This is a genomic window from Burkholderia sp. JP2-270, from assembly GCF_003233675.1.
Lineage (GTDB): Bacteria > Pseudomonadota > Gammaproteobacteria > Burkholderiales > Burkholderiaceae > Burkholderia > Burkholderia pyrrocinia_C.
In genome coordinates this window covers 2,399,808-2,422,677 of the sequence record NZ_CP029824.1, presented here as the reverse complement: position 1 = coordinate 2,422,677, position 22,870 = coordinate 2,399,808, and the positions used below count along the sequence as shown (strand labels likewise).

Annotated in this window: 21 protein-coding genes and 1 other RNA gene; 11 read left to right on the top strand and 11 right to left on the bottom strand. The window is 68.0% G+C overall.

The window, feature by feature from the left end; all coding sequences use genetic code 11:
• Positions 1–6: 6 nt before the first annotated feature.
• The 3 genes from DM992_RS11505 to ffs all read right to left on the bottom strand — a co-directional run bounded on the left by DM992_RS11505 (position 7) and on the right by ffs (position 3,012).
• Positions 7–333: a YbaB/EbfC family nucleoid-associated protein gene (locus tag DM992_RS11505; RefSeq protein ID WP_006482124.1), complete on the bottom strand. Its 327-nt coding sequence runs from the start codon at positions 331–333 to the stop codon at positions 7–9.
• A gap of 98 nt (positions 334–431) precedes the next feature.
• Entirely contained in the window at positions 432–2,786 is a 2,355-nt protein-coding gene (locus tag DM992_RS11500) for a DNA polymerase III subunit gamma/tau (protein ID WP_111016893.1), read from the bottom strand.
• Between the two features lie 127 nt (positions 2,787–2,913).
• Positions 2,914–3,012: signal recognition particle sRNA small type (gene ffs / locus DM992_RS11495), an RNA gene on the bottom strand.
• 387 nt (positions 3,013–3,399) lie between these two features.
• Between ffs and trxA the strand changes: the two genes are divergently transcribed.
• The 8 genes from trxA to DM992_RS11450 all read left to right on the top strand — a co-directional run bounded on the left by trxA (position 3,400) and on the right by DM992_RS11450 (position 11,996).
• Positions 3,400–3,726 carry a thioredoxin TrxA gene (gene trxA / locus DM992_RS11490; protein ID WP_006402348.1) on the top strand — a complete coding sequence of 109 codons (327 nt, stop codon included), beginning with the start codon at positions 3,400–3,402 and terminating at the stop codon, positions 3,724–3,726.
• Positions 3,727–3,920: 194 nt separating this feature from the next.
• Positions 3,921–5,183 carry a transcription termination factor Rho gene (gene rho, locus DM992_RS11485; RefSeq protein WP_006478662.1) on the top strand — a complete coding sequence of 421 codons (1,263 nt, stop codon included), beginning with the start codon at positions 3,921–3,923 and terminating at the stop codon, positions 5,181–5,183.
• A 131-nt stretch (positions 5,184–5,314) separates the two neighbouring features.
• Entirely contained in the window at positions 5,315–5,815 is a 501-nt protein-coding gene (locus DM992_RS11480; protein ID WP_111016892.1) for a MerR family transcriptional regulator, read from the top strand.
• Positions 5,812–7,368: an MFS transporter gene (locus DM992_RS11475; protein ID WP_111016891.1), complete on the top strand. Its 1,557-nt coding sequence runs from the start codon at positions 5,812–5,814 to the stop codon at positions 7,366–7,368. The genes DM992_RS11480 and DM992_RS11475 overlap by 4 nt, the downstream gene beginning before the upstream one ends.
• Before the next feature lie 38 nt (positions 7,369–7,406).
• The gene (locus DM992_RS11470; RefSeq protein ID WP_111016890.1) at positions 7,407–8,240 is read left to right on the top strand and encodes a M90 family metallopeptidase; all 834 of its coding nucleotides are present in this window, start codon (positions 7,407–7,409) and stop codon (positions 8,238–8,240) included.
• Between the two features lie 157 nt (positions 8,241–8,397).
• Positions 8,398–8,658 (top strand): type B 50S ribosomal protein L31, encoded by a 261-nt coding sequence (locus DM992_RS11465; protein ID WP_006753671.1) that lies wholly within the window; start codon positions 8,398–8,400, stop codon positions 8,656–8,658.
• 144 nt (positions 8,659–8,802) lie between these two features.
• Entirely contained in the window at positions 8,803–10,635 is a 1,833-nt protein-coding gene (locus DM992_RS11455; protein ID WP_111016889.1) for a glycosyltransferase family 39 protein, read from the top strand.
• Between the two features lie 2 nt (positions 10,636–10,637).
• On the top strand, positions 10,638–11,996 hold the full coding sequence (locus tag DM992_RS11450; protein ID WP_111016888.1) for an MATE family efflux transporter: 1,359 nt from the start codon (positions 10,638–10,640) through the stop codon (positions 11,994–11,996).
• 12 nt (positions 11,997–12,008) lie between these two features.
• Here the strand turns inward: DM992_RS11450 and lipA are convergent, their stop codons facing one another.
• The 6 genes from lipA to DM992_RS11420 all read right to left on the bottom strand — a co-directional run bounded on the left by lipA (position 12,009) and on the right by DM992_RS11420 (position 18,111).
• Positions 12,009–12,974 (bottom strand): lipoyl synthase, encoded by a 966-nt coding sequence (lipA, locus tag DM992_RS11445; protein WP_111016887.1) that lies wholly within the window; start codon positions 12,972–12,974, stop codon positions 12,009–12,011.
• Between the two features lie 2 nt (positions 12,975–12,976).
• On the bottom strand, positions 12,977–14,092 hold the full coding sequence (locus DM992_RS11440; protein ID WP_111016886.1) for an acetoin dehydrogenase dihydrolipoyllysine-residue acetyltransferase subunit: 1,116 nt from the start codon (positions 14,090–14,092) through the stop codon (positions 12,977–12,979).
• Between the two features lie 4 nt (positions 14,093–14,096).
• Positions 14,097–15,101, bottom strand: coding sequence for an alpha-ketoacid dehydrogenase subunit beta (locus DM992_RS11435; RefSeq protein WP_111016885.1), 1,005 nt, complete (start codon positions 15,099–15,101; stop codon positions 14,097–14,099).
• A gap of 54 nt (positions 15,102–15,155) precedes the next feature.
• Entirely contained in the window at positions 15,156–16,139 is a 984-nt protein-coding gene (locus DM992_RS11430) for a thiamine pyrophosphate-dependent dehydrogenase E1 component subunit alpha (protein ID WP_111016884.1), read from the bottom strand.
• A 77-nt stretch (positions 16,140–16,216) separates the two neighbouring features.
• Positions 16,217–16,993 carry an SDR family NAD(P)-dependent oxidoreductase gene (locus tag DM992_RS11425; RefSeq protein ID WP_111016883.1) on the bottom strand — a complete coding sequence of 259 codons (777 nt, stop codon included), beginning with the start codon at positions 16,991–16,993 and terminating at the stop codon, positions 16,217–16,219.
• A 59-nt stretch (positions 16,994–17,052) separates the two neighbouring features.
• Positions 17,053–18,111 carry an NAD(+)/NADH kinase gene (locus tag DM992_RS11420; RefSeq protein ID WP_111016882.1) on the bottom strand — a complete coding sequence of 353 codons (1,059 nt, stop codon included), beginning with the start codon at positions 18,109–18,111 and terminating at the stop codon, positions 17,053–17,055.
• 537 nt (positions 18,112–18,648) lie between these two features.
• Here DM992_RS11420 and DM992_RS11415 point away from each other — a divergent pair.
• Positions 18,649–20,565, top strand: a complete 1,917-nt coding sequence (locus tag DM992_RS11415; RefSeq protein WP_111016881.1) for a sigma-54-dependent Fis family transcriptional regulator — start codon at positions 18,649–18,651, stop codon at positions 20,563–20,565.
• 19 nt (positions 20,566–20,584) lie between these two features.
• On the opposite strand, the gene DM992_RS11410 is transcribed toward DM992_RS11415, so the two are convergent.
• Both DM992_RS11410 and DM992_RS11405 read right to left on the bottom strand, forming a co-directional pair.
• Positions 20,585–21,019, bottom strand: a complete 435-nt coding sequence (locus DM992_RS11410; RefSeq protein WP_111016880.1) for a carboxymuconolactone decarboxylase family protein — start codon at positions 21,017–21,019, stop codon at positions 20,585–20,587.
• Positions 21,003–21,464: a MerR family transcriptional regulator gene (locus tag DM992_RS11405; RefSeq protein WP_111016879.1), complete on the bottom strand. Its 462-nt coding sequence runs from the start codon at positions 21,462–21,464 to the stop codon at positions 21,003–21,005. Before DM992_RS11405 ends, DM992_RS11410 begins: the two co-directional genes overlap by 17 nt.
• Before the next feature lie 286 nt (positions 21,465–21,750).
• Between DM992_RS11405 and DM992_RS11400 the strand changes: the two genes are divergently transcribed.
• On the top strand, positions 21,751–22,350 hold the full coding sequence (locus DM992_RS11400; RefSeq protein ID WP_111016878.1) for a helix-hairpin-helix domain-containing protein: 600 nt from the start codon (positions 21,751–21,753) through the stop codon (positions 22,348–22,350).
• 88 nt (positions 22,351–22,438) lie between these two features.
• Positions 22,439–22,870, top strand: coding sequence for a YidB family protein (locus DM992_RS11395; protein ID WP_111016877.1), 432 nt, complete (start codon positions 22,439–22,441; stop codon positions 22,868–22,870).

Here is a 22,870-nt window from a genome sequence, read left to right as displayed (position 1 = left end):
CCGCGCTCAGAACGGCAGCTTGAAGCCCGGGGGCAGCGGCAGGCCCGACGTCATGCCGCTCATCTTTTCCTGCGACGTCGCTTCGGCCTTGCGCACGGCGTCGTTGAACGCAGCCGCGACGAGATCCTCGAGCATGTCCTTGTCGTCCGCGAGCAGGCTCGGGTCGATCGACACGCGACGCACTTCGTTGCGGCACGTCATCGTCACCTTGACGAGGCCCGCCCCCGACTGCCCTTCGACTTCGATCAGCGCAAGCTGCTCCTGCATCTTCTTCATGTTTTCCTGCATTTGCTGCGCTTGCTTCATCAGTCCGGCGAGGTTGCCTTTCAACATGGGAATACTCCTTCTTTCTTGATCGTGTGAAAACCGGCACGCCCGGCGTGCCGGCCAGTGTGTGCGGGCGTGATTGTGCCTGTCGGGGTGCGGTCAGTTCAATGCAGCGTCGGCGGCGGGCCGTCCGGCGCCGAATCGGCGAGCGGACGCACCGAACCCTCGACGATACGGGCACCGAAGTCGCGCACGAGCTGCTGGACGAATGGGTCGCCGTGAATCTCCTGCTCGGCCTCGCGCTGGCGAGCCGCGCGCGCGGCCGCATCGAGCGCTGCCGCCGTGCGCCGTGCAGGCCCGACCTCGACCGCCACTTCGACCTGCCTGCCCAGTGCGTCGGCCAGCGCGGCCTTCAGCTTCGCGACCTGCGCGGCGTCCGCGTACTGCGGCACCGGCACGGAAAGTTTCAATGTCGTCGCATCGACGGCCGTCAGTTCGCTGTTGAACGCGAGCTGGTATGCGACGCCCTTGAGCGGCAGCCGCGCGGCCAGCGCCGGCCACTCGCCGTCGAAGCCGACCGGATCGAGCGCGATCGCGGGCGGCAACGGTCGCGTGTCGACCGGCGTGGCCGGACGGGCCTCCGCCGGCTTCGGCGAAACGCGCACATCGTCGGGGCCGCTGTCGAACACTGGGACGAAGCCATCGTCGGGCCCGCCGAACATCTCGTCGGCGCTGAGCGGCACATAGTCATCCGGCGGGATGTCCTCCCACGGCGGCGACGCCTGGCGCGAATCGGCCGCCTGCGGCGCACGGGCGGCAGCGCGCGGCGTCGGCACCTGCACGGCAGGACGCGGCGCGGCCGGCTTCTCGGCGGCCGGCTGGACCGCCGGTTTCGGCGCGGCGCCTGCCCGCGCACGGTCGGACGACACGCGCATCCCCGCGTTGCGCAGCACGTCGAGCGCGGCGGCGGCACCGCCTGCGCGCGACGCCGGACGCGCGGCGGGCTCCGGCGCGGCGCGCGGCACCGGTTCGGCCGGCGCAGCCGGCTCGTCGTTTCGTTGCGCAACGGCAGCAGCGGCAGGTGGCTCGGGTTCCTTGCGGGCCGGTGGCGGCATATCGCCGGCCGGCGCCGCATTCGCTTCCGGCTGCGGCGCCTCGACAACTTGTGCATCAACCGGAGCCGGCGCGGATGCCTGAGCCGCAGCCGGCTTCACGGCCGGCCGGCTCGCCTCGTCGACGGACTGTGCCGGCGCCGGACGCACGACCGGCGCGACCGGCGCAACGGGGGCAGCCGGTGCGGCAGCCTGCGGACGCACTGCGTCGGCAGGTGCAGCCAATACCGGCTTCGCCGCAGCTGTCGAAGCCGCGGCAGCGCGCGAACCCGGCACGGCACGCGGCACGGACGGCTGGCCGCCCGGCGCACTGCCGGCTGCAACGGCCGGCTCGAACGCGAGCATCCGCAGCAGCGTCATCGTGAAACCGGCGTACTCGTCCGGCGCAAGGCCGAGCTCCGCGCGACCGACCGTCGCGATCTGATAGAACAGCTGAACCTGCTCGGGGCTCAGCGTCTCCGCGAAGCGGCGCAGGTCGGCCGCTTCCGGCCATTCGTCGAGCACCGAGCCCGGCGCGAACTGCGCCCACGCAATCCGGTGCAGCAGGCTCGCGAGATCCTGCAATGCGGTCGAGAACGACAGGCTGCGCAGCGACATCTCGTCGGCAATCGCGAGGATTTCCGGGCCGCCGCCGGCCGCGAGCGCGTCGAGCAGGCGCACCATGTAAGTCTGGTCGAGCGCGCCGAGCATGCCCGACACGGCCGACTCCGTCACCTCGTTCGCCGAATAGGCGATCGCCTGGTCGGTGAGGGACAGCGCGTCGCGCATGCTGCCCTGCGCGGCACGCGCGAGCAGGCGCAGCGCCTGCGGCTCGAACGTGATCCGCTCTTCGCCGAGGATCCGCTCGAGATGCGACACGATGTGCCCGGCCGGCATCTGCTTCAGGTTGAACTGCAGGCAGCGCGACAGCACGGTGACGGGGATTTTCTGCGGATCGGTCGTCGCGAGGATGAACTTGACGTGCGGCGGCGGCTCTTCGAGCGTCTTCAGCATCGCGTTGAACGCGTGGTTCGTCAGCATGTGCACTTCGTCGATCATGTAGACCTTGAAGCGCGCATCGACGGGCGCGTACACCGCGCGCTCGAGCAGCGCGGCCATTTCGTCGACGCCGCGGTTGCTCGCGGCATCCATCTCGACGTAATCGACGAAACGCCCCTCGTCGATCTCGCGACAGGCACGGCACACGCCGCACGGCTGCGACGTGACGCCGGTTTCACAGTTGAGTGCCTTCGCGAAGATCCGCGACAGCGTCGTCTTGCCGACACCGCGGGTTCCGGTAAACAGATAGGCGTGATGGAGACGCCCGCCGTCGAGCGCGTGCGTGAGCGCCCTGACGACATGCTCCTGGCCGACGAGCGAAGCGAAATCCTTCGGACGCCACTTGCGTGCGAGAACTTGATAGGTCATCGGGAAATTGTATCAGTAACGCTGCGTTGCGCCGACACGCGAAACGGTGCGAAAGACGGGCAAAGCGCAGGTAAAACGGAGTGTGACGCGGAAATAAAAAACGCCCTGCGAACGGGGCGAGAAGGAAGGTGACGAGCCCGACCCTCGGCACTGGCGGAAAACGATTGTGGCTGCTTCGTTCCCGACCTGACCAGGTTCACCGCCCCACCATGCGAGGAGGCCCGTCACGGCATATTCTATCACCGCTTCCCGATGAATGCGACCGTTTGTTCGCACCAATGCGAAAACCATGCCGGTCGGCACGCGTCCAGCCACCCGAATCGCTACATATAGCCGCCCCTTGTAATTCGCGGGCCGACCTCCACCTGCAGGGCACAACGGTCGAACGTCGCGTCGTACCCCTACTCGCGTAGCGGCTACTATCGCTGCCCGCAGCAGATAGCAATTTAGGCTAATATGACGCCCGAACGACCCGCGAGCCGCGGCACGCAGCGCTTACGCCCCTCCATTCCGGGGAGCGGAGTGACCTGCCGCAGCGGCCGGCAGCCTACGGCAGCCGGTACGCCGCAACGCGCAAGCAGGCAGTCCCCGAACCGTAAGAGGTATTGACCCAATGAGCGAACAGATCAAACACATCAGCGACGCATCGTTCGAACAGGACGTCGTCAAGTCCGACAAGCCCGTGCTCGTCGATTTCTGGGCCGAATGGTGCGGCCCGTGCAAAATGATCGCCCCGATCCTCGATGAAGTCGCGAAGGACTACGGCGACAAGCTGCAGATCGCGAAGATCAACGTCGACGACAACCAGGCAACGCCCGCGAAGTTCGGCGTGCGCGGCATCCCGACGCTGATCCTGTTCAAGAACGGCGCGGCCGCCGCGCAGAAGGTCGGCGCGCTGTCGAAGTCGCAGCTCACCGCATTCCTGGACAGCCACCTGTAATACCGGCAGTTCCGCGGACGTGTTGTCAACCGGCAACACGTCCGTCGTCAAGCCGCCGATCGGCCGCTCAAGCGCGAATCGGCCTATGCTAGAATCAAAAAACGTCTACAAGACGCATTTAAGTCTCTGAGCGCTTCCGCTCGCCCTCCTCCCTTATTTCTTTCGTCGCTTCTCCTCCCTGGCGGGTTCTCCGTATGCATTTATCCGAGCTCAAGTCTCTGCACGTGTCCGAACTGATCGAAATGGCCAATGGCCTCGAGATCGAAAACGCGAACCGCCTGCGCAAGCAGGAGTTGATGTTCGCCATTCTTAAAAAGCGCGCCAAGACGGGAGAGACGATCTTCGGCGACGGTACGCTCGAAGTGCTGCCGGACGGCTTCGGCTTCCTGCGCTCGCCGGAAATGTCGTACCTCGCGAGCACCGACGACATCTATATCAGCCCGTCGCAGATCCGCCGCTTCAACCTGCACACCGGCGACACCATCGAAGGTGAAGTCCGCACGCCGAAGGACGGCGAGCGCTACTTCGCGCTGGTGAAGGTCGACAAAGTCAACGGGCAGCCGCCCGAGGCCTCGAAACACAAGATCATGTTCGAGAACCTCACGCCGCTGCACCCGAACAAGCCGCTGTCGCTCGAGCGCGAAATGCGCGGCGAGGAAAACGTCACGGGCCGCATCATCGACATGATCGCGCCGATCGGCAAGGGCCAGCGCGGCCTGCTCGTCGCGTCGCCGAAGTCGGGCAAGACCGTGATGCTCCAGCACATCGCACACGCGATCAAGCAGAACCACCCGGACGTGATCCTGTTCGTGCTGCTGATCGACGAGCGCCCTGAAGAAGTGACCGAAATGCAGCGCTCGGTCGCCGGCGAAGTGATCGCATCGACGTTCGACGAACCGGCCACGCGCCACGTCCAGGTCGCCGAAATGGTGATCGAGAAGGCCAAGCGCCTCGTCGAAATGAAGCACGACGTCGTGATCCTGCTCGACTCGATCACGCGTCTCGCACGCGCATACAACACCGTGATCCCGGCATCGGGCAAGGTGCTGACGGGCGGTGTCGACGCGAACGCGCTGCAGCGTCCGAAACGCTTCTTCGGCGCTGCGCGCAACATCGAGGAAGGCGGCTCGCTGACGATCATCGGCACCGCGCTGATCGAAACCGGCAGCCGCATGGACGACGTGATCTACGAAGAGTTCAAGGGCACCGGCAACATGGAAGTGCACCTCGAGCGCCGCCTCGCGGAAAAGCGCGTGTATCCGTCGATCAACCTGAACAAGTCGGGCACGCGTCGCGAGGAAATGCTGATCAAGCCCGAGATCCTTCAGAAGATCTGGGTGCTGCGCAAGTTCATCCACGACATGGACGAAGTCGAGGCAATGGAATTCCTGCTCGACAAGATCCGCCAGACGAAGAGCAACTCCGAGTTCTTCGACCTGATGCGCCGCGGCGGCTGATCGCCCCGCCCCGCAACGAACGGCCGCCCGTGCATCCTGCCCGGCGGCCGTTTTTCGGCCCCAACCTGAACGTGAACGTACAGGTTGATCTATAATCGCGTCATCGCCCCGATCGAATCCCCCTCCTCCCGATGCCGAACGACGCCTCCACCCCGCTGCTGACCGTGAGCGATGCCGCATCGCGGCTCGGCGTCACGCCGCGCACGCTGAAGTATTACGAAGAACGCGGGCTCGTCACGCCGTCGCGCAGCGAAGGCCGCTACCGCCTCTACGACGAAGCCGATCTCGAACGCTTCGCGCGCATCCTGCGGCTGCGCTCGCTCGGCTTCTCGCTGCATGGCATCACCGAAATGCTGAAGCGCCCGCTGGAAGAAACGGGCGACGGCCGGCGCCGCTATTCGGATGCGTCGCTGCGCGACATCCGCACCGGCCTCGCCGAGCAGATCGGCACGCTCGACCGGCGAATCGCGGCCGTCCAGCGCGAACTGAAGGAAGCCGTCGCGCTGCGCAAGGAACTGCAGCACGACATTGACTACGTCGAGCGGCGTCTCGCCGGCGAAAACCCCGATGCGCTGATCGCGCAGCGACGGGCCGAAGCCGGCGCGCGGCGCACTCGCAAGGATCGCGAATGAACGCGGTGCCCGGCCGCTCGCCGCTGTGGAGCCGCGCGAATCTGCGCGCGGACCTGCTCCCGTGGGCGCTCGCGCTCGTCACCGGCATCGACTATTTCGACAACGCGGCCTTCTCGTTCTTCGCGAGCTACATCGCGGGCGGCATCAACGCATCGCCCGACGAACTCGTGTGGTCGTCGAGCGCGTACGCGATCACGGCCGTGCTCGGCATCCTGCAGCAGCAATGGTGGGTCGACCGGCTCGGGCATCGGCGCTACGTCGCGGGCTGCATGCTGATGTTCTCGTTCGGCGCGATCGCGGCCGCGCTTGCCGACACGTCGCTGGAACTCGCGTTCGCGCGCGGTTTCCAGGGCTATTTCATCGGCCCGATGATGGGCGCGTGCCGGATCCTGATCCAGATCAGCTTCAAGGCGCAGGAACGACCGCCCGCGACGCGCGCGTTCCTGATCATGATCCTGCTCGGCAGCGCGCTCGCGCCGATCGTCGGCGGGCTGCTCGTCGCGCATTCGACGTGGCGCGCGCTGTTCGCGTGCACGGCACCCGCCGGCATTGCGTTCGCGATCCTTGCGCTGCTCACGCTGCCCGATTCGGGCCGGACACCCGACGACGAACGCGGCTCCGGACACTTCTGGCCGTATGTCGTGTTCGCACTCGCACAAGGTGCGCTGCAGATCGTGCTGCAGCAGGTGCATTACCAGCTCTACAGTGGCTCGCCGATGTTGATCCTGCTGACGATCGCGGGGATCGGCGCCCTCACGTGGTTCGCGTATCACCAGTGGCATCACCCGACGCCGCTCGTGCGGCTGCATGCGTTCCGCGAGCGGACGTTCCAGGTCGGGCTGCTGCTCTACATGTTCTACTACTACGAGACGACGGGTTTCAGTTACCTGACGTCGCGATTTCTCGAAGGCGGGCTCGGCTATCCGGTCGAGAACGCCGGGCGCCTGGTCGGCACGATGTCACTGATTTCGGCCACCGCGCTGTTCGCGTACCTGCGCTACGCGAAATTCGTCACGCACAAGAAGTGGTTCGTCGTGCCGGGGTTCGCGATCGCCGTCACGGCCGCGCTGTGGATGACGCGGATGACGCCGCAGGTCGGCGAAGCCGCGCTGATCGTCCCGCTGCTGCTGCGCGGGCTGCTGCTGCTCTTCATCGTGCTGCCGGTAGCCAACCTGACGTTCCGGATCTTCGCGATCGACGAATACACGCACGGCTACCGGCTGAAGAACATCGTGCGGCAACTGACGATCTCGTTCGCGACGTCGTCGGTGATCATCGTCGAGCAGCACCGCGTGGCCATGCACCAGACGCGGCTCGTCGAGCGCGCGAACGTGTTCGACGCGATGTTCCAGCAGACCGTAAACGCGCTCACGAGCAGCTATGCGGCCGCCGGGCACGCGCCGAACGAAGCGCACGGCCTCGCGATCGCCGCCATCGCCCGCATGGTCGCGCAACAGGCGTCGTTCCTCGCGTCGCTCGACGGCTTTTACTTCCTGGCGGGCGTCGCGCTCGTCGGCGGCCTCTTCGCGGCATGGCAAAAAGAGATCGATTGAGTTAAAAGACAGGCTTTGGATTTCCGTCCGCAGCCTCCATGCTCTCGAAACTGACCCGCTGGTTCGACGACCGCCGCCGCGACCGCGCGCTGCGCAGCCACCCGATCCCCGACGCGCTGTGGCAGGACACCGTCGAGCACCTGCCGTTCCTCGCGACGCTGTCGCCCGGCGCGCTCGGCCGGCTGCGCGAGCTGACGAGCCTGTTCATCGCGAAGAAATCGTTTTCGACCGCGCACGGGCTCGAACTGACCGACGCGATGATCGTCGCGATCGCCGCACAGGCGTGCCTGCCGGTGCTGAATCTCGACCTGTCGCTGTACGACGGCTGGGTCGGCATCGTCGTGTATCCGGGCGAATTCGTGATCCGCAAGACCGTGCAGGACGAGGACGGCGTCGTCCACGAAGTCGAGCAGGATGCGAGCGGCGAGGCATGGGAAGGCGGCCCCGTGATCCTGTCGTGGGAAGACGCGCAGATGACGGACGGCCATGACGCGTACAACGTCGTGATCCACGAGTTCGCGCACAAGATCGACATGGTCAACGGCGCAGCCGACGGCTATCCGCCCCTGTTTCGCCGCTGGCACGCGCCGCACCTCGACGCGCAGGCGTGGGCCGACGTGTTCGAACATGCGTACGACCAGTTCTGCGCACGCGTCGACGCGGTGCCGGAGCGCGCGTGGGCGCGCTTCGAGCGGGAATCGCTGATCGATCCGTATGCGGCCGACCACCCGTCGGAATTCTTCGCGGTGTGCAGCGAGGCGCTGTTCGTGCGGCCGAAAGCGTTCGAGTCCGAATTTCCGGAGCTGTACCGGCTGCTCGCCCGCTATTACCGGCAGGATCCGGCGGGCACCGGCGCGCTCGACGCACCATGAAAATTATTCGTCAACCATCTGATTTTCTGGCATAATCGCCGTTTTTCGACCTTAGGCAAGTGGCTCGCGCCGGGCTTGGCGTCGTCTGGCATGCGCAATGTGCGCGCTCCGACACGGCAAGCGGCGGGTTGGCTACCGCTCTCACCAAGGAAAGACCATGAAAGAAGGCATCCACCCGAACTACCGCGAAGTCGTCTTCCAAGACATGTCGAACGGCTTCAAGTTCATCACGCGCTCGACGATCCAGACGCGCGAAAACATCGAACTCGACGGCAAGACCTACCCGCTCGCCAAGATCGAAGTGTCGTCGGAATCGCACTCGTTCTACACGGGTCAGCAAAAGATCATGGACACGGCAGGCCGTGTCGAGAAGTTCAAGAACAAGTTCGGCGTACGCGCCAGCGGCAAGGCGAAGTAAGCTTCGCACCGCATCCGGTGGTTGCAACGCACCGGTATCGCACAAAAGGGCAGCCCAGGCTGCCCTTTTTTGTCTCCGCTCGCCGGGAAAACGCCGGCCGGCGTCCGACCAACGACCTGACGCGCAGCAGCCGGCGCGTCTACAATGCCGGATGCTCGAAACCGGCTCGACCGCGCGCACCCGCGCCGACCGCCCGCCCATAACAAAACGCTCATCTGCATGAAGCCTGTCGTCCGTCTCACCGCCTCCGCCACGCGTGCGCTGCCGCGCTGGCTGCTGCTCACGCTCTGCTTCGTCTATGCCGCGTTCGGCCTGTTCGGCCGCGACCCGTGGAAGAACGAGGACGCTGCGGGCTTCGGCGTGATGTGGACGATGGCCAAGGGCGGCTGGCACGACTGGCTGCTGCCGAACCTCGTCGGCAAGTTCATCACGACCGACGGGCCGCTCGGCTACTGGCTCGGCGCGCTGTCGATCCGCGGCCTCGGCCCGTGGGTCGATGCGAGCAACGCGTCGCGCGTCGACACGGGCGTGCTGTTCTGCGTCGCGTGCGCGTTCGTCTGGTATGCGGCCTACCTGCTGGGCCGGCGCGCCGAGGTCCAGCCGTTCAAGTACGCGTTCGGTGGCGAGCCGGAGCCGCGCGACTACGGCCGCACGCTCGCCGACGGCGCGCTGCTGGTCCTCGTCGCATGCTTCGGCCTCGCGGAACGCGGGCACGAGACGACGCCGCAGGTCGCCCAGTTCGCGTGGATCGCGATGCTCGTCTACGGGATCGTGCGCGGCATCGACAAGCCGATGCAGGGCGCGCTGTGGTGGGGCCTCGCGATCGGCCTCGTCGCGCTGTCCGGCAACCCCGTGCTGGTCGTCGCGCTGCTTGCCGGCACCGCCGCGCTGTGGCTCGTCACGCCCGAGATGCGCAACCTGCGGCTGCCGCTGGTCGGCGTGCCGCTCGCGGCTGCGATCTTCGCGCTGTGGCCGCTTGCCGCGTTCGTCGCGGCGCCCGACGACGCCGCCTGGTTCTTCAACCAGTGGCTCCACGGCAGCCTGATGCGCTTTTCGGGCCCGCCGACCGCCGTGCTCGCGTATGCGGCGAAGAACCTGCCGCTGTTCACGTGGCCCGCGTGGCCGCTCGCGATCTGGGCGTGGTGGAGCTGGGCCGGCATGCGCCGCAGCGCCCATATCGCGATTCCGCTGTCGGTCGCCGTGCCGCTCGTCGCGCTCGTGATCCTGCAGAGCCAGCAGTCGAACCGCATGTACATGCTGCTGCTGCCGCCGCTCGCGGTGCTCGCGACGTTCGCGCTGCCGACCCTCAAGCGCGGCGCGATCAACGCGTTCGACTGGTTCGCGGTGCTGAGCTTCACGATCCTCGGCACCTTCGTATGGCTCGTGTGGCTCGCGTCGCTCACGGGCTTCCCGCATCCGCTCGCGCGCAACCTCGCGCGCCTAGTGCCGGGCTACGAGCCGCATTTCAAGATCCTGTCGTTCATCTGCGCGGTGATCGTCACCGTGTGCTGGTGCGTGCTCGTGCGCTGGCGCGTCTCGCGGCAGCCGAAGGTGCTGTGGCGCAGCGTCGTGCTGTCGGGCGCCGGCACCACGCTGATGTGGGTACTGCTGATGACGCTGTGGCTGCCGATCGTCAACTACGGCCGGACCTATCGCGACGTCGCGCAGCAGATCGCGCTGCACCTGCCGTCCGACTACGAGTGCATCTCGCCGGTGCGGCTCGGCGATGCGCAGATCGCGACCTTCGCGTACTTCGGCAACATGCACTTCGATTTCTCCGGCGACTGCGACGTGATCCTGCGCCAGGACCGTTCCGACTTCGGCGAGCCGAGCGCGATGTCGCAATACGTGTGGCGTCTCGTATGGGAAGGCCGCCGCGTCGCCGACCGCGACGAACGCTTCCGCCTGTACGAGCGCATCGAACGGCCGAAGACGCCCGTCAAGCGGCGCCCGCCGCGCCGCCAGGCGGCCGATTGACGATGTTCGGCGACATCCGCCGGATCGTCGGTCTCGCGTGGCCGGTGCTGGTCGGCCAGCTCGCGATCATCGCGTTCGGCGTGATCGACACCGCGATGGTCGGCCGCTACTCGGCCACCGATCTCGCCGCGCTCGGCCTCGGATCGTCGATCTACGTGTCGATCTATATCGGCCTGACGGGCATCCTGTCCGCGCTGCAGCCGATCACCGGGCAACTGTACGGCGCGCGACGCTATGCCGAGATCGGCGAGGAAGTCCGCCAGGCGATGTGGCTTGCGCTGCTGCTCGCGGTGCCCGGCTTCCTGCTGCTGCATTTTCCCGAGCCGCTGCTGCGTGTCGCGCACGCGCCCGCCGCGCTGCACGACCGCACCGTCGACTACCTGCGCATCCTGTCGTACGGGCTGCCCGCCAGCCTCGTCTTCCGCATCTACAACGCGCTGACCAACGCGGCCGGCAAGCCGCGGCTCGCGATGATCCTGCAGATCGGCGCGCTGCTGCTCAAGTTTCCTCTCAACGTGTGGTTCATCTTCGGCGGGCTCGGCGTGCCGGCGCTCGGCGGCCCCGGCTGCGGGCTCGCCAGCACGCTGATCAACTGGGCGCTCGCGCTGATCGGCTACACGCTGCTCGCGAAGCTCGACGTGTTCGCGCCGCTCGCGATCTTCTCGCGCTTTTGCTGGCCCGTCTGGGAGCGCCAGAAGGCGATCCTGAAACTCGGCGTGCCGATGGGCCTGTCGTACCTGATCGAGGTCACGTCGTACACGTGCATGGCGCTGTTCATCGCGCAATTCGGCACGACGACGCTCGCCGGCCACCAGATCGCCGGCAACATCGGCGCGGTGCTGTACATGACGCCGCTATCGATCGGCGTGGCGGCCTCGACGCTGGTCGCGCGCGCGCTCGGCGCCGGGCGCCCCGAAGAAGCACGGCTGCTCGGCCGGCACAGCGTGATGTTCGCGTGCGGCGTTGCCGCGACATACGGCGTGCTCGTCTTTACGCTGCGCCCGCTGATCGTCAGCGGCTATACGCCGAACCCGGCCGTCGCCGCGGCCGCGCTGCCGCTCGTCGCGATCGTCGCGTGCTACCACGTGTTCGATGCACTGCAGGTCACGTCGGCGTTCGTGCTGCGCGCGTACAAGGTCGCGATCGTGCCGACCGTGATCTATGCGGTCGCGCTGTGGGGCGTCGGGCTCAGCGGCGGCTACATGCTCGGCTTCGACGTGGGCGGCATCGCGCCCGCATGGCTGACCGGCGCGCGCGGCTTCTGGTTCGCGAACACGGTCAGCCTGATGATGGCGGGCGCCGGGCTCGTGTTCTACCTGCGCCACATAAGCCGCGCGCACGTATCGACTCAGCCGGCCTGACGCACCCGCCCGCTACGCATCCGCCAGCACGTCGGCCGCATGATAGGACGATCGCACGAGCGGACCGGCAACGACTTCCCTGAAACCGAGCGCCAGCGCCTCTTCGCGCCACGCGGCGAATGCGTCCGGGCTCACGTAGCGCCGCACCGGCAGATGGTGCTCGGACGGCGCCAGATACTGGCCGAGCGTCAGCACGTCGACTTCGTGCGCGCGCAGGTCGCGCAGCGTGTCGCTCACCTCGTCGTCGCGCTCGCCGAGCCCGAGCATCAGCCCCGACTTCGTCACGAGCGTCGGCCGCGCGGCCTTCGCCTGCGCGAGCAGTTCGAGCGAGCCGCGATAGTCGGCTCCCGGCCGCGCCGCGCGATACAGCGACGGCACCGTCTCGATGTTGTGGTTGAACACGTCCGGCCAGGCCGACGACAGCGCGTCGAGCGCGCGCGCGACGCGGCCGCGGAAGTCCGGCGTCAGCACCTCGACGCCGATACCCGGCACGCTCGCGCGCACCGCCGCGATGCACGCGGCGAAATGCGCGGCGCCGCCGTCGCGCAGGTCGTCGCGGTCGACCGACGTGATCACGACGTAGCGCAGCCCGAGCGCCGCGGCCGCATCGGCCAGCCGCGCGGGCTCGTCGGGATCGAGCGGCTCGGGACGGCCGTGCGCGACATCGCAGAACGGGCAGCGCCGCGTGCACAGCCCGCCCATGATCATGAAGGTCGCGGTGCGCTGCGCGAAGCATTCGCCGATGTTCGGGCACATCGCCTCCTCGCAGACGGAATGCAGCCGATGGTCGCGCAGCACGGCCGCCATGTCGGCCACCGCCGCGCTCATCATCGGCCGCGCGCGCAGCCACGGCGGCTTCGGCAGCGCCGCGCCGGCCGCGGGCTCGACGCGCACCGGAATGCGCGCGAGCTTGTCGCGGCTTCTCGCGCCCGGCTGGCCGAGCGCCGTGAGGCTGGGTCGTTCGAGCGCGGCGGCCATCGTCAGTCTCCGAGAAACGCGACGATCAGGCGGTTCACGTCGGCAGCCGCCTCCATCTGCACCATGTGCCCGCTGCCTGCGATCACCTCGGCGCGCACGCCGTCCGGCAAGCCCTGCGCGTGCTGCGCGGGGATCACCTGGTCGCGCTCGCCCCAGATCACGAGCGTGCGCGGCGCGAGCGACGCGAGCCGGTCGCGGAACACGCGCCGCTGCGCCGCGCCGTCGAACGCGGCGTTCGCGATTTTCTCCAGCGCGGCCTGCACGCCTTCGAGCCGCTTGTACTTGACGAGATCCTCGACGAGCTGCCGCGTCACGAGCGCGTTGTCTGCGAACAGCGCACCGAGGTGCGGCTTCAGCGTGTTGCGGCTGTTGCCGGCGACGAAGCCGTCGATGTATGCGCGGTTGATGTCGGTCCCGAGCCCCGCGCTCGCGATCAGCGTCAGCGACGCAACGCGCTGCGGCGCGCGTTCGGCCGCGGCCATCGCGACCGCGCCGCCCATCGAATGGCCGATCAGGTGCGCGCGGTCGATGTGCTGCGCATCGAGCAGCGCGAGCACCGCGTCGGCCAGCTCGTCGAGGCTACCCGTGTCGACCGCCTTGCCCGACTCGCCGTGACCGGGCAAATCGAGCGCCCAGACGGGCCGGTGCGCGGCGAGGTCCGCGTGATTGAACAGCCAGTTGTTCAGGTCGCCGCCGAAGCCGTGGATCAGCACGGCGGGCGTGCCCGCGCCGTCGCCGAGCTTCAGGAAGCGCACCGTGCGGCCGCCGATCTGCGCCTTCTCGGGCTGCGGGCCCGCCGCCTCGTCGGACGCCGCGCTCGGCACGAAATCGCGCTGGAACTCGGCGATCGCCGCATCGATGTCGACATCGCTCGCGTCGGCCGCCGCGACAACGCCGAGCAGCGCGCCGACCGGCAGTGTCTCGCCTTCCTGCGCGACCTGCCGGCGCAGCGTGCCGTCGAACGCGCATTCGACGCCCGACGAGATCTTGTCGGTCTCGACGTCGAGCACTTCGTCGCCCTTCGTCACGCGCTCGCCGATCGCCTTCAGCCAGCCGTTGACCTGCCCCTGCTCCATCGACAGCCCCCACTTGGGCATCGTGATCATGTGAATCGACATCGTGTCAGCTCCTCGTCTTCAGGACCGCCTGCGCAATCGCATCGGCGGACGGGATATACAGGTCTTCCAGCACGCTCGCGAACGGCGCGGGCGTATGCGGCGCGGTCACGAGCTCGATCGGCGCCTTAAGCGTTCGGAACGCGCGCTGCGCGACGAGCGCGGCGATGTCGGTCGCGATCGAGCAGCGCGGGTTCGCTTCGTCGACCACCACCACGCGCCCGGTGCGCTCCGCGCTTTCGAGAATCGTTTCCTCGTCGAGTGGAGACGTCGTGCGCAGGTCGATCACGTCGACCTGGATGCCGTCCTTCGCAAGCTTCGCGGCCGCATCCATCGCGAGATGCACCATCCTGCCGTACGTGACGATGGTCGCGTCGTCGCCGTCGCGCATGACGTTCGCCTCACCGAACGGAATCGCATAGGACTCCTCGGGCACGTCTCCTTCGCGCGTGTAAAGCAGCTTGTGCTCGAGGAAGATCACGGGATCGTTGTCTCGGATCGCCTGGATCAGCAGCCCCTTCGCGTCATACGGCGTCGACGGGCACACGACCTTCAGCCCCGGGATGTGCGTGAACAGCGACGTGAGCATCTGCGAGTGCTGCGCGGCCGCGCGCAGCCCGGCGCCGTACATCGCGCGGATCACGACCGGCGTCACCGCCTTGCCGCCGAACATGTAGCGGAATTTCGCGGCCTGGTTGAAGATCTGGTCGAAGCACACGCCCATGAAATCGATGAACATCAGTTCCGCGACGGGCCGCATCCCGCACGCGGCCGCGCCGACCGCCGCGCCGATGTAGCCGCCTTCGGACAGCGGCGTATCGAGCACGCGGCCCGGAAACTTGTGGAACAGCCCCTTCGTCACGCCGAGCACGCCGCCCCACGCGTCGTCCTCGCCCGGCGCGCCCGCGCCGCCCGCATTGTCCTCGCCCATCACGATCACGCTGTCGTCGCGCGCCATCTCCTGCGCGAGCGCCTCGTTGATCGCCTGCGAATAAGTGATCTTCCTTGCCATGTCTGTCTCCTGGAATGTTCGGTTCGCCGTGCCGGCTGCGGTGTCAGGCCACGCTCACGGGTACGACACGTAGACGTCGGTCAGCAGGTCGGCCGCGTCGGGCAGCGGCGCGGCCTTCGCCTGCGCGACCGCGTCGTCGATCAGCGCCTTCACCTGGGCGTCGACCGCGCGCAGGTCGTCGGTCGTCAGCGCTTCGGCACGCACGACGCGCGTCTCGAAATGCCTCAGGCAGTCCTTCTCGTCGCGCAGCTTCTGCACCTCGCCGGGTGCGCGGTAGGTCTGCGCATCGCCCTCGAAATGGCCGAAATAGCGCGTGAACTTCACCTCGACGAGCGTCGGGCCGCCGCCGTTGCGCGCACGCTCGACGGCCTCGCCGAGCGCTTCGTGCACCGCGAAGAAGTCGAAGCCGTCGACGATCACGCCCGGCATCCCGAAGCCGTTCGCGCGATCGGCGATGTTGTCGGTCGCGACCGACCAGCTCGACGACGTCGCTTCCGCATAACCGTTGTTTTCGGCGACGAAGATCGCGGGCAGCCGCCACACCGACGCGAGGTTCATCGATTCGAAGATCACGCCCTGGTTCGACGCACCGTCGCCGAAGAAGCACACGCCGACGCCGCCGGTCTTCCGGTGCTTCGCCGCGAGCGCCGCGCCGCACACGAGCGGGCCGCCCGCGCCGACGATCCCGTTCGCGCCGAGCATCCCCATCGACAGGTCGGCGATGTGCATCGAGCCGCCCTTGCCGTGGCATACGCCGGTCTTCTTGCCGTAGATCTCGGCCATCATCCCGCGCACGTCGACGCCCTTCGCGATGCAATGGCCGTGGCCGCGGTGCGTGGTCGCGACGTAGTCGGCAAGGCCGAGGTGCAGCATCGTGCCGACCGCGGACGCCTCCTCGCCCGCGTACAGGTGAACGAAGCCGGGGATTTCTCCGGTCGCGAATTCGACGTGCAGGCGCTCCTCGAATTCGCGGATCGTGCGCATCAGCCGGTATGCGTCCAGCAGCTTGTCCCTGCTGAGCTGGGTCGAAACGGTCATGTGTGTCTCCTGGGTAGGTCTGACTGCGAATGCCGCCGCGGCCGTGCCGCGGCGACGGATTGCACGGCCTGCGGCCGTCAGTGGAACGTGAAGCCGCCGTCGACGTTCACGGCCTGGCCGGTCACGTTGTCCATCGTCGCGAAGAACAGCGCGAGCCGGCCCATGTCTTCGGGCGTCTGCGCGCGGCCCTGCGGGATCAGCGTCAACTGGTGCCGCTGCCACGACTCCTCGACCGATTCGCCGTCGGTCTTCCATTCGTCGGACAGCCGGTCCCACATGTAGGTACGCACGATGCCCGGGCAGATCGCGTTGACGGTCACGCCGTCGCGCGCGAGCTCCTTCGCGAGCGCGTTCGTGAAGCCGACGACCGCGAACTTCGATGCGCTGTAATGGGCGAGATTCGGAAAGCCTTCCTTGCCGGCGATCGACGCGACGTTGATGATCCGGCCGCGGCCTTGCGCCTTCAGATGCGCGAGCGCCGCGCGGCAGCCCAGGAACGTGCCCTTCGCGTTCACGTCCATCACGAAATCCCAGTCGCGCTCGGTCAGCGCTTCGACCGGATGAATGCTGATCACGCCCGCGCAGTTCACGAGGATGTCGAGCCGGCCGAGTTCGGCTAGCGCCCGTGCGACCATCGCGTCGACCTGCGCGGCCTGCGTGACGTCGACCTTCGCGACCGCCGCGCGGCGGCCGAGCGCGCGCACCTCGCGCGCGGTGGCATCGAGCGCATCGTCGAGCAGGTCGGCCAGCAGGATGTCGGCGCCCGCACCGGCGAGCGTCAGCGCAATGCCGCGGCCGATGCCGCGCGCGCCGCCCGTGACGATGGCGACCTGTCCTTCGAGTGGGGCTGTCATGACAACGTCTCCTTGATGTTCGTTATGGATATCGAAATGTCGTTCGGAAACACGGAGGATCAGTCGCGCCATGTGCCGCCATCGCGGAGCAATTGCCGCGAAGACGCGTAGCGCAGCGTGCGGCCGACGTCGACCGTCAGCGGCCCGCGCCAGTCGAGCGAAATCTCGTAGCGATCGCCGCGCGCCACCTCGATCTCGCGCTCGCCGTCGAACGCGAGCGTGCCGCGCTCGAACGGGATCGTCTGCCACGCGCCCGGTTCGAGCCGCTCGCAACTGCGCATCACGACGCGGTCGACGCGGCCCGGTGCAATCGGCGCGACGAGCGGCGTGCCGGCCGTCTTGCCCTCGTGCGCGAAGCGCATCGCGAGCCCGTGCGGCGCGCTGCGCTCGAGCGGCGCCCATGCGCCGCCGAGCGCGGACAGGCCGATGCCGTCCGGTTCCGCGAACGTCAGGTAGAGCGAGTCGATATCGTCGGGCCCCGAAATCGCGCGGGCGCCGATGAAGCGCTGTCGCGCCGCGCACACGTCGACGAGCGCAATCTCTTCGCGCCCCGGCTGTGCACCCGCCACGCAACGCACGACGAGCCGCTTGTTGCGCGTGAACGCGACCTCGGCCGGCACGGCGCCGGTCGCGGCGAGTCCTGCCGCGACGCCTGCGACGGTCGCCTCGCGATGTTCGGGAAAGGCATTGTTGGTGCCGGTGGACAGCGCGACGAGCGGCGTCGCGCCGCAAAACGCGGCAACCGCGCGATGGGTGCCGTCGCCGCCGAGCACGACGATCAGCGCGACTTCCATCCGGTGCAGGTACGCGGCGCCGGCCTGCGTGTCGGCGACGGTATCGGTGATCGGCAGATCGACGAACTCGACCTCGGGCCAGCGCTCGTGCGGCGCAACCGCGCGATGCGTGTCGAGCGCGCGCAGCAGCAGCGTCGCGATGCCCGTCCGGTCGCGCAGCGTCAGCACGCGCTCGACGCCCATCGCGCCGAGGCCGGCCAGCAGACGCACGATCATGTTCGCCTTCTCCGCCGTCGGAAACACGGATGCATGCGTCGTGAGGCGGCGGATGTCGCGCCCCGATGCGGGGTTCGCGATCACACCGACGGTAACGGGCGTCGTCACGGGTTTGTCTCCATCCAGTTGACCGGCACCGGCGCATTGGCGCCCGCCACGGTCCTGCCTGTTTTGTCCGCTGCCATCGACGGGCTGCGGATCGTCGTCGCCGACGCGACTGCGCCGGGCTTGCACGTGATATCTGCAAGCGGCGTGCCATCGTGTGTGCAATGACCGCGAAACCCGCGCGCACGCTGGCGCGGCGGGCATGCATGTGCTCCGGGTTCGCGACCGTGACGACGCAGCACGCGGCGAATCCGTGCGTGCGTCTCACGTCGTCGCTGCGACGCCGCGCTCGTCGCGGGGCCTGCGCAAGCGCGCCGTCCTGCCCGCAAACCCTGCGGTATCGCGGCGCGGTGCACGCTGCGTCATGCCAGATGACCGCCGCGCGGCACGCAGTCTTGCGTCTCAACCTCGCGAGACGGGCCGCGATACCGGTGAGACGAACGTCTCACGCCCGCCGCGTGCTGCGATGCAATGTGATCCGCCGGGCCGGATGTGCTACAAGAGCATCGAATTCCCCGCCGTACGGAACCGGAGCCGACCATGCCCTACGCCGTCCCCCAGGCCCAGCACGCCGACCGTGTGCTCGGCGCGCTCGCCGGACGCCTGCCCGCGCCGGCCGATTCCGCGCGCCTCGTGTCGTCGTGGCAACGTTCGCTGGAGCGCTACCGCCTCGACCCCGCTTCGTCGATCGGCCCGCGCGTGCTGACCGCGTCCGAGCTGCGCGAAGTGCGCGACAAGGAAGAAGCCTTCCTGCGCGCGTCGGGCCAGTGCCTGACGCGGCTGCACGACATGATCCGCGTGGCCGACTACTGCGTGATGCTGACCGACGCGCACGGCGTGACGATCGACTACCGGATCGACCGCGAGCGCCGCAACGACTTCCGCCATGCGGGGCTGCACATCGGCTCGTGCTGGTCGGAAAGCGAGGAAGGGACATGCGGCGTCGCGAGCGTGCTGACCGACCTCGCGCCGATCACCGTGCACAAGACCGATCACTTTCGCGCGGCGTTCACGACGCTCACCTGCAGCGCGGCGCCGATCTTCTCGCCGGCCGGCGAACTGATCGGCGTGCTCGACGCGTCGGCCGTCCATTCGCCCGACGGCCGCGACAGCCAGCGCCTCGTCTACCAGCTCGTGCGGCAAAGCGCGGCGCTGATCGAGGACGGCTACTTCGTGCACAGCACCGCACAGCACTGGATATTGTTCGGGCATCCGAACCGTCACTACGTCGAAGCGCAACCCGAGTGGCTGATCGCGTTCGACGAATGCGGCAATATCGTCGCCGCGAACCGGCACGCGCGCGACGCGCTGCCGGCGCTGCGCGAACCGCGCCATATCGACGAGATCTTCGACGCAACCGAGATGCCGCTGCGCGATGCTGCGCGGCTCGATACGATCGTCGCGCTGCGGCTGCGCGCGACCGGCGCACCGCTCTATGCGCGGCTGCGTGCGCCGCTACGACGCGCCGGCCGCGAGCCCGGCACGGTATCGCGGCGCGCGGGCACCGCGCCGCGCCACGTCGGCGCGCTGACGCCGTTCCTGCACAGCAGCGACGCGCATATCGCGCAACAGGCGGAGCTCGCGCTGCGAGTCGCGAGCAAGCGGCTGCCGATTCTCGTGCTCGGCGAAACCGGTGCGGGCAAGGAAGTGTTCGCGCGCGCGATCCACGATGCCGGTGCGCGGCGCACACGGCCGTTCGTCGCCGTCAACTGCGGCGCGTTGCCGGAAGCGCTGATCGAGAGCGAACTGTTCGGCTATGCGGCCGGCGCGTTCACCGGCGCGCGCAAGCACGGCGCGCGCGGCAAGATCGCGCTCGCCGACGGCGGCACGCTGTTTCTCGACGAAATCGGCGACATGCCGCTCGCGCTGCAGACACGCCTGTTGCGCGTGCTCGCCGATGGCGAGGTCGTGCCGCTCGGCAGCGACACGCCAGTGCGCGTCGATCTCGACGTGATCTGCGCGACGCACCGCGATCTCGCGCGCATGGTGGCCGACGGCACGTTCCGCGAAGATCTGTATTACCGGCTGAGCGGCGCGACGTTCGAACTGCCGCCGCTGCGCGAGCGCGCAGACGTGCGCGACGTGATTGCCGCCGTGTTCGCCGAGGAAGCGCAGGCGACCGGCCATGTGCTCACGCTCGACGCGACGCTCGCCGAACAACTCGCCGCCTATCCGTGGCCCGGCAACGTACGGCAGCTGCGCAACGTGCTGCGCTATGCGTGCGCAGTGTGCGACGCCGCGCGCGTGACGCGGCGCGACCTGCCGGCCGATATCGCCGCACAGCTCGGCGGCGCCCCGGCCGGCGCACTGCCCGACGACGAACGCGGCCGCATCGTCGCTGCGCTCACCGCGCACCGCTGGCGACCCGACGCGGCCGCGCAGGCGCTCGGCATCTCGCGCGCGACGCTGTATCGGCGCATCGCGAAGCACCGGATCGTCGCACCGCACCGCGCGTGACGCGCGGGCGCGACCGGCATCATGCCGCATGCGCGGCCGCTTCGCTCACGTTCCCGGTCTCGACGGCCGCTTCGTCGCGCCGCGCGAATACCTCGTGCGCGGCGAACAGCGCGTTGAGCGCGGCCGGGAAACCGGCGTAGACGGCCATCTGCATGAACACCTCGACGATCTCGTCGCGCGTACAACCGACGTTCAGCGCGGCCTCGATATGCACCTTCAACTGCGGCTGTGCATTGCCGAGCGCGGCCAACGCCGCGATCGTCGCGATCTCGCGCGCTTTCAGGTCGAGCTGCGGCCGGCTGTAGATGTCGCCGAAACTGAACTCGACCAGGAGCCGCCCGAAATCCGGCGCGATCGGTGCAAGCGCCGCGATCACGCGTTCGCCCACTTCGCCGTCGATTTCCTTCAGTTTGTTCCAGCCGCGCGTATAGCGATCTTCAACGAGTCGTTCCATTGTGTCCGTCCTGTTCCGATTGAGAGTGAGAAGGTGTCGCCCGTCGTTCCGTATCGCGTTCCCGCGCCTCGTAGTACGCGATCTTGTCGCCGATCGCGTCGAGGCTCGCCTGCAGCTCCGCGATATGCGCGCGCACCGCGTCGCGATGCGCAGCCAGCAATCGGCGCCGCGCGCCGAACGTCGGCTCGCCTTGCGCGCGCAGCGCCGCGAACTGCTGCATCTGCGCGATCGGCATGCCGGTCGCCTTCAGGCGCATCACGAAGGCCAGCCAGTCAAGGTCGGCCGGCGCATAGAGCCGGTGCCCGGCCGCCGTGCGCGAAATCGCGCGCAGCAGGCCGGCCTGCTCGTAATACCGCAACGTATGCGTCGACACGCCGGTCAGCTCGGCGACTTGCCCGATCGTCAGCGGACCGGCGGCGGAAGGTTTGGATACGGTTTTCGACATGGCAGGAACAAGGTTAGGAGTTAGAGTTCACTCTAAGTCAAGCCCTGTCGAACAGCCAGCGTCGCGATAAGCCGCGATACCCCCTCGACACCGTAAAGAATGGTCAAAACCGCCGCCCGGCGCGGCTTTCGGCCTTTACAGCGACGCAAGCCTTCAGCAAGATTCGGTCAGCTTGTCTTAAAAAGGGCACGCATTTGTCCTATGCTTAACGGCGACGCCCGGCCGGGTCTCGCCCCGCCGTCCGTTGCAACAGCCATTCATCCGTCAGAACCAGGGAGCCCTTGCCATGCTGAAAAAGCTGCTGATGCTGTTCGTCGCGCTATCGCTGTCGCTCGCCGCAGGCCTTGCCGCGGCCGTCGAAGTCAACACGGCCGACCAGGCCGCGCTCGAAGCCGTGAAGGGTCTCGGGCCCGTGAAGTCGAAGGCGATCATCGACGAACGCACCAAGAACGGCCCGTTCAAGGACGCCGACGATCTCGCAAATCGGGTGAAGGGCCTCGGCACGAAATCGGTCGGGCATCTCGAGGAAAACGGCCTGACGATCGGCGGCTCGTCGACGCCGCCGAAGGGTGTGAAGCTGTCGAAGCCGGCCGCGACGACGTCGGCAACGACGTCGGCAGGCACCGCATCGACGTCCACCACGGCGACGGCCGGCACGACGGCCACGGCGCCTGCCCCGGCGGCAAGCGCGCCGGATGCGGCAACGAAGCCGGCCAAGACCAAGCGCGCGTCCAAGAAGGAAAAGGCGGCAGCGGCCGCAGCGGCATCCGCCGACGCGGGTGCGAGCGCACCGGCCGCAGCATCGTCCGCGAAGGCGGCGAAGGGTTCGAAGAAAAAGAGCAAGAAGGACAAGGCAGCCTCCGCCGCCGCGGCGTCGGGCGCCTGATGTGCGCCGCGCGCGCGACGGCGTGCGCGCGGCATTCGTTCAACGGGCGCCGTCGTCACGGCGCCCTTCTCAGTAAGGTGAAAGAATCATGGGTCTCCTCGACATCGTCGGCGGTCTGATCGGCGGCCAGGCCGGCGGCAACTCGCAAAGCGCGCTCATCGCGACCGCGCTCGAATTCATCAACAACCAGCCGGGCGGCCTGAACGGCCTGATCGAGAAGTTCCAGAAAGGCGGCGCCGGCGAGGTCATCGGCTCATGGGTCGGCACCGGCGAGAACCAGCCGATCTCGGCCGACACGCTGCAGAACGTGCTCGGCTCGGACGTCGTCGGCTCGCTCGCGAGCAAGGTCGGCATCGATCCGGGTCAGGCCTCGTCGATCCTCGCACAGGTGCTGCCGCACGTCGTCAACAGCGCGACGCCGAACGGCGAAGTGCCGACCGGCGGCCAGATCGATACGTCGAACGTGCTCGGCACGCTGACGCAGCTCGCCGGCATGTTCGGCGGCAGCAAGCAGGCCTGA

Coding starts and splice junctions, on each gene's coding strand:
- DM992_RS11405 (WP_111016879.1), bottom strand. CDS start 21,464: ATGTCGAAAACCGTATCCAAACCTTCCGCCGCCGGTCCGCTGACGATC.
- lipA (WP_111016887.1), bottom strand. CDS start 12,974: ATGGCCGCCGCGCTCGAACGACCCAGCCTCACGGCGCTCGGCCAGCCG.
- DM992_RS11450 (WP_111016888.1), top strand. CDS start 10,638: ATGTTCGGCGACATCCGCCGGATCGTCGGTCTCGCGTGGCCGGTGCTG.
- DM992_RS11475 (WP_111016891.1), top strand. CDS start 5,812: ATGAACGCGGTGCCCGGCCGCTCGCCGCTGTGGAGCCGCGCGAATCTG.
- rho (WP_006478662.1), top strand. CDS start 3,921: ATGCATTTATCCGAGCTCAAGTCTCTGCACGTGTCCGAACTGATCGAA.
- trxA (WP_006402348.1), top strand. CDS start 3,400: ATGAGCGAACAGATCAAACACATCAGCGACGCATCGTTCGAACAGGAC.
- DM992_RS11480 (WP_111016892.1), top strand. CDS start 5,315: ATGCCGAACGACGCCTCCACCCCGCTGCTGACCGTGAGCGATGCCGCA.
- DM992_RS11400 (WP_111016878.1), top strand. CDS start 21,751: ATGCTGAAAAAGCTGCTGATGCTGTTCGTCGCGCTATCGCTGTCGCTC.
- DM992_RS11440 (WP_111016886.1), bottom strand. CDS start 14,092: ATGTCGATTCACATGATCACGATGCCCAAGTGGGGGCTGTCGATGGAG.
- DM992_RS11470 (WP_111016890.1), top strand. CDS start 7,407: ATGCTCTCGAAACTGACCCGCTGGTTCGACGACCGCCGCCGCGACCGC.
- DM992_RS11415 (WP_111016881.1), top strand. CDS start 18,649: ATGCCCTACGCCGTCCCCCAGGCCCAGCACGCCGACCGTGTGCTCGGC.
- DM992_RS11500 (WP_111016893.1), bottom strand. CDS start 2,786: ATGACCTATCAAGTTCTCGCACGCAAGTGGCGTCCGAAGGATTTCGCT.
- DM992_RS11465 (WP_006753671.1), top strand. CDS start 8,398: ATGAAAGAAGGCATCCACCCGAACTACCGCGAAGTCGTCTTCCAAGAC.
- DM992_RS11410 (WP_111016880.1), bottom strand. CDS start 21,019: ATGGAACGACTCGTTGAAGATCGCTATACGCGCGGCTGGAACAAACTG.
- DM992_RS11425 (WP_111016883.1), bottom strand. CDS start 16,993: ATGACAGCCCCACTCGAAGGACAGGTCGCCATCGTCACGGGCGGCGCG.
- DM992_RS11430 (WP_111016884.1), bottom strand. CDS start 16,139: ATGACCGTTTCGACCCAGCTCAGCAGGGACAAGCTGCTGGACGCATAC.
- DM992_RS11395 (WP_111016877.1), top strand. CDS start 22,439: ATGGGTCTCCTCGACATCGTCGGCGGTCTGATCGGCGGCCAGGCCGGC.
- DM992_RS11505 (WP_006482124.1), bottom strand. CDS start 333: ATGTTGAAAGGCAACCTCGCCGGACTGATGAAGCAAGCGCAGCAAATG.
- DM992_RS11455 (WP_111016889.1), top strand. CDS start 8,803: ATGCCGGATGCTCGAAACCGGCTCGACCGCGCGCACCCGCGCCGACCG.
- DM992_RS11435 (WP_111016885.1), bottom strand. CDS start 15,101: ATGGCAAGGAAGATCACTTATTCGCAGGCGATCAACGAGGCGCTCGCG.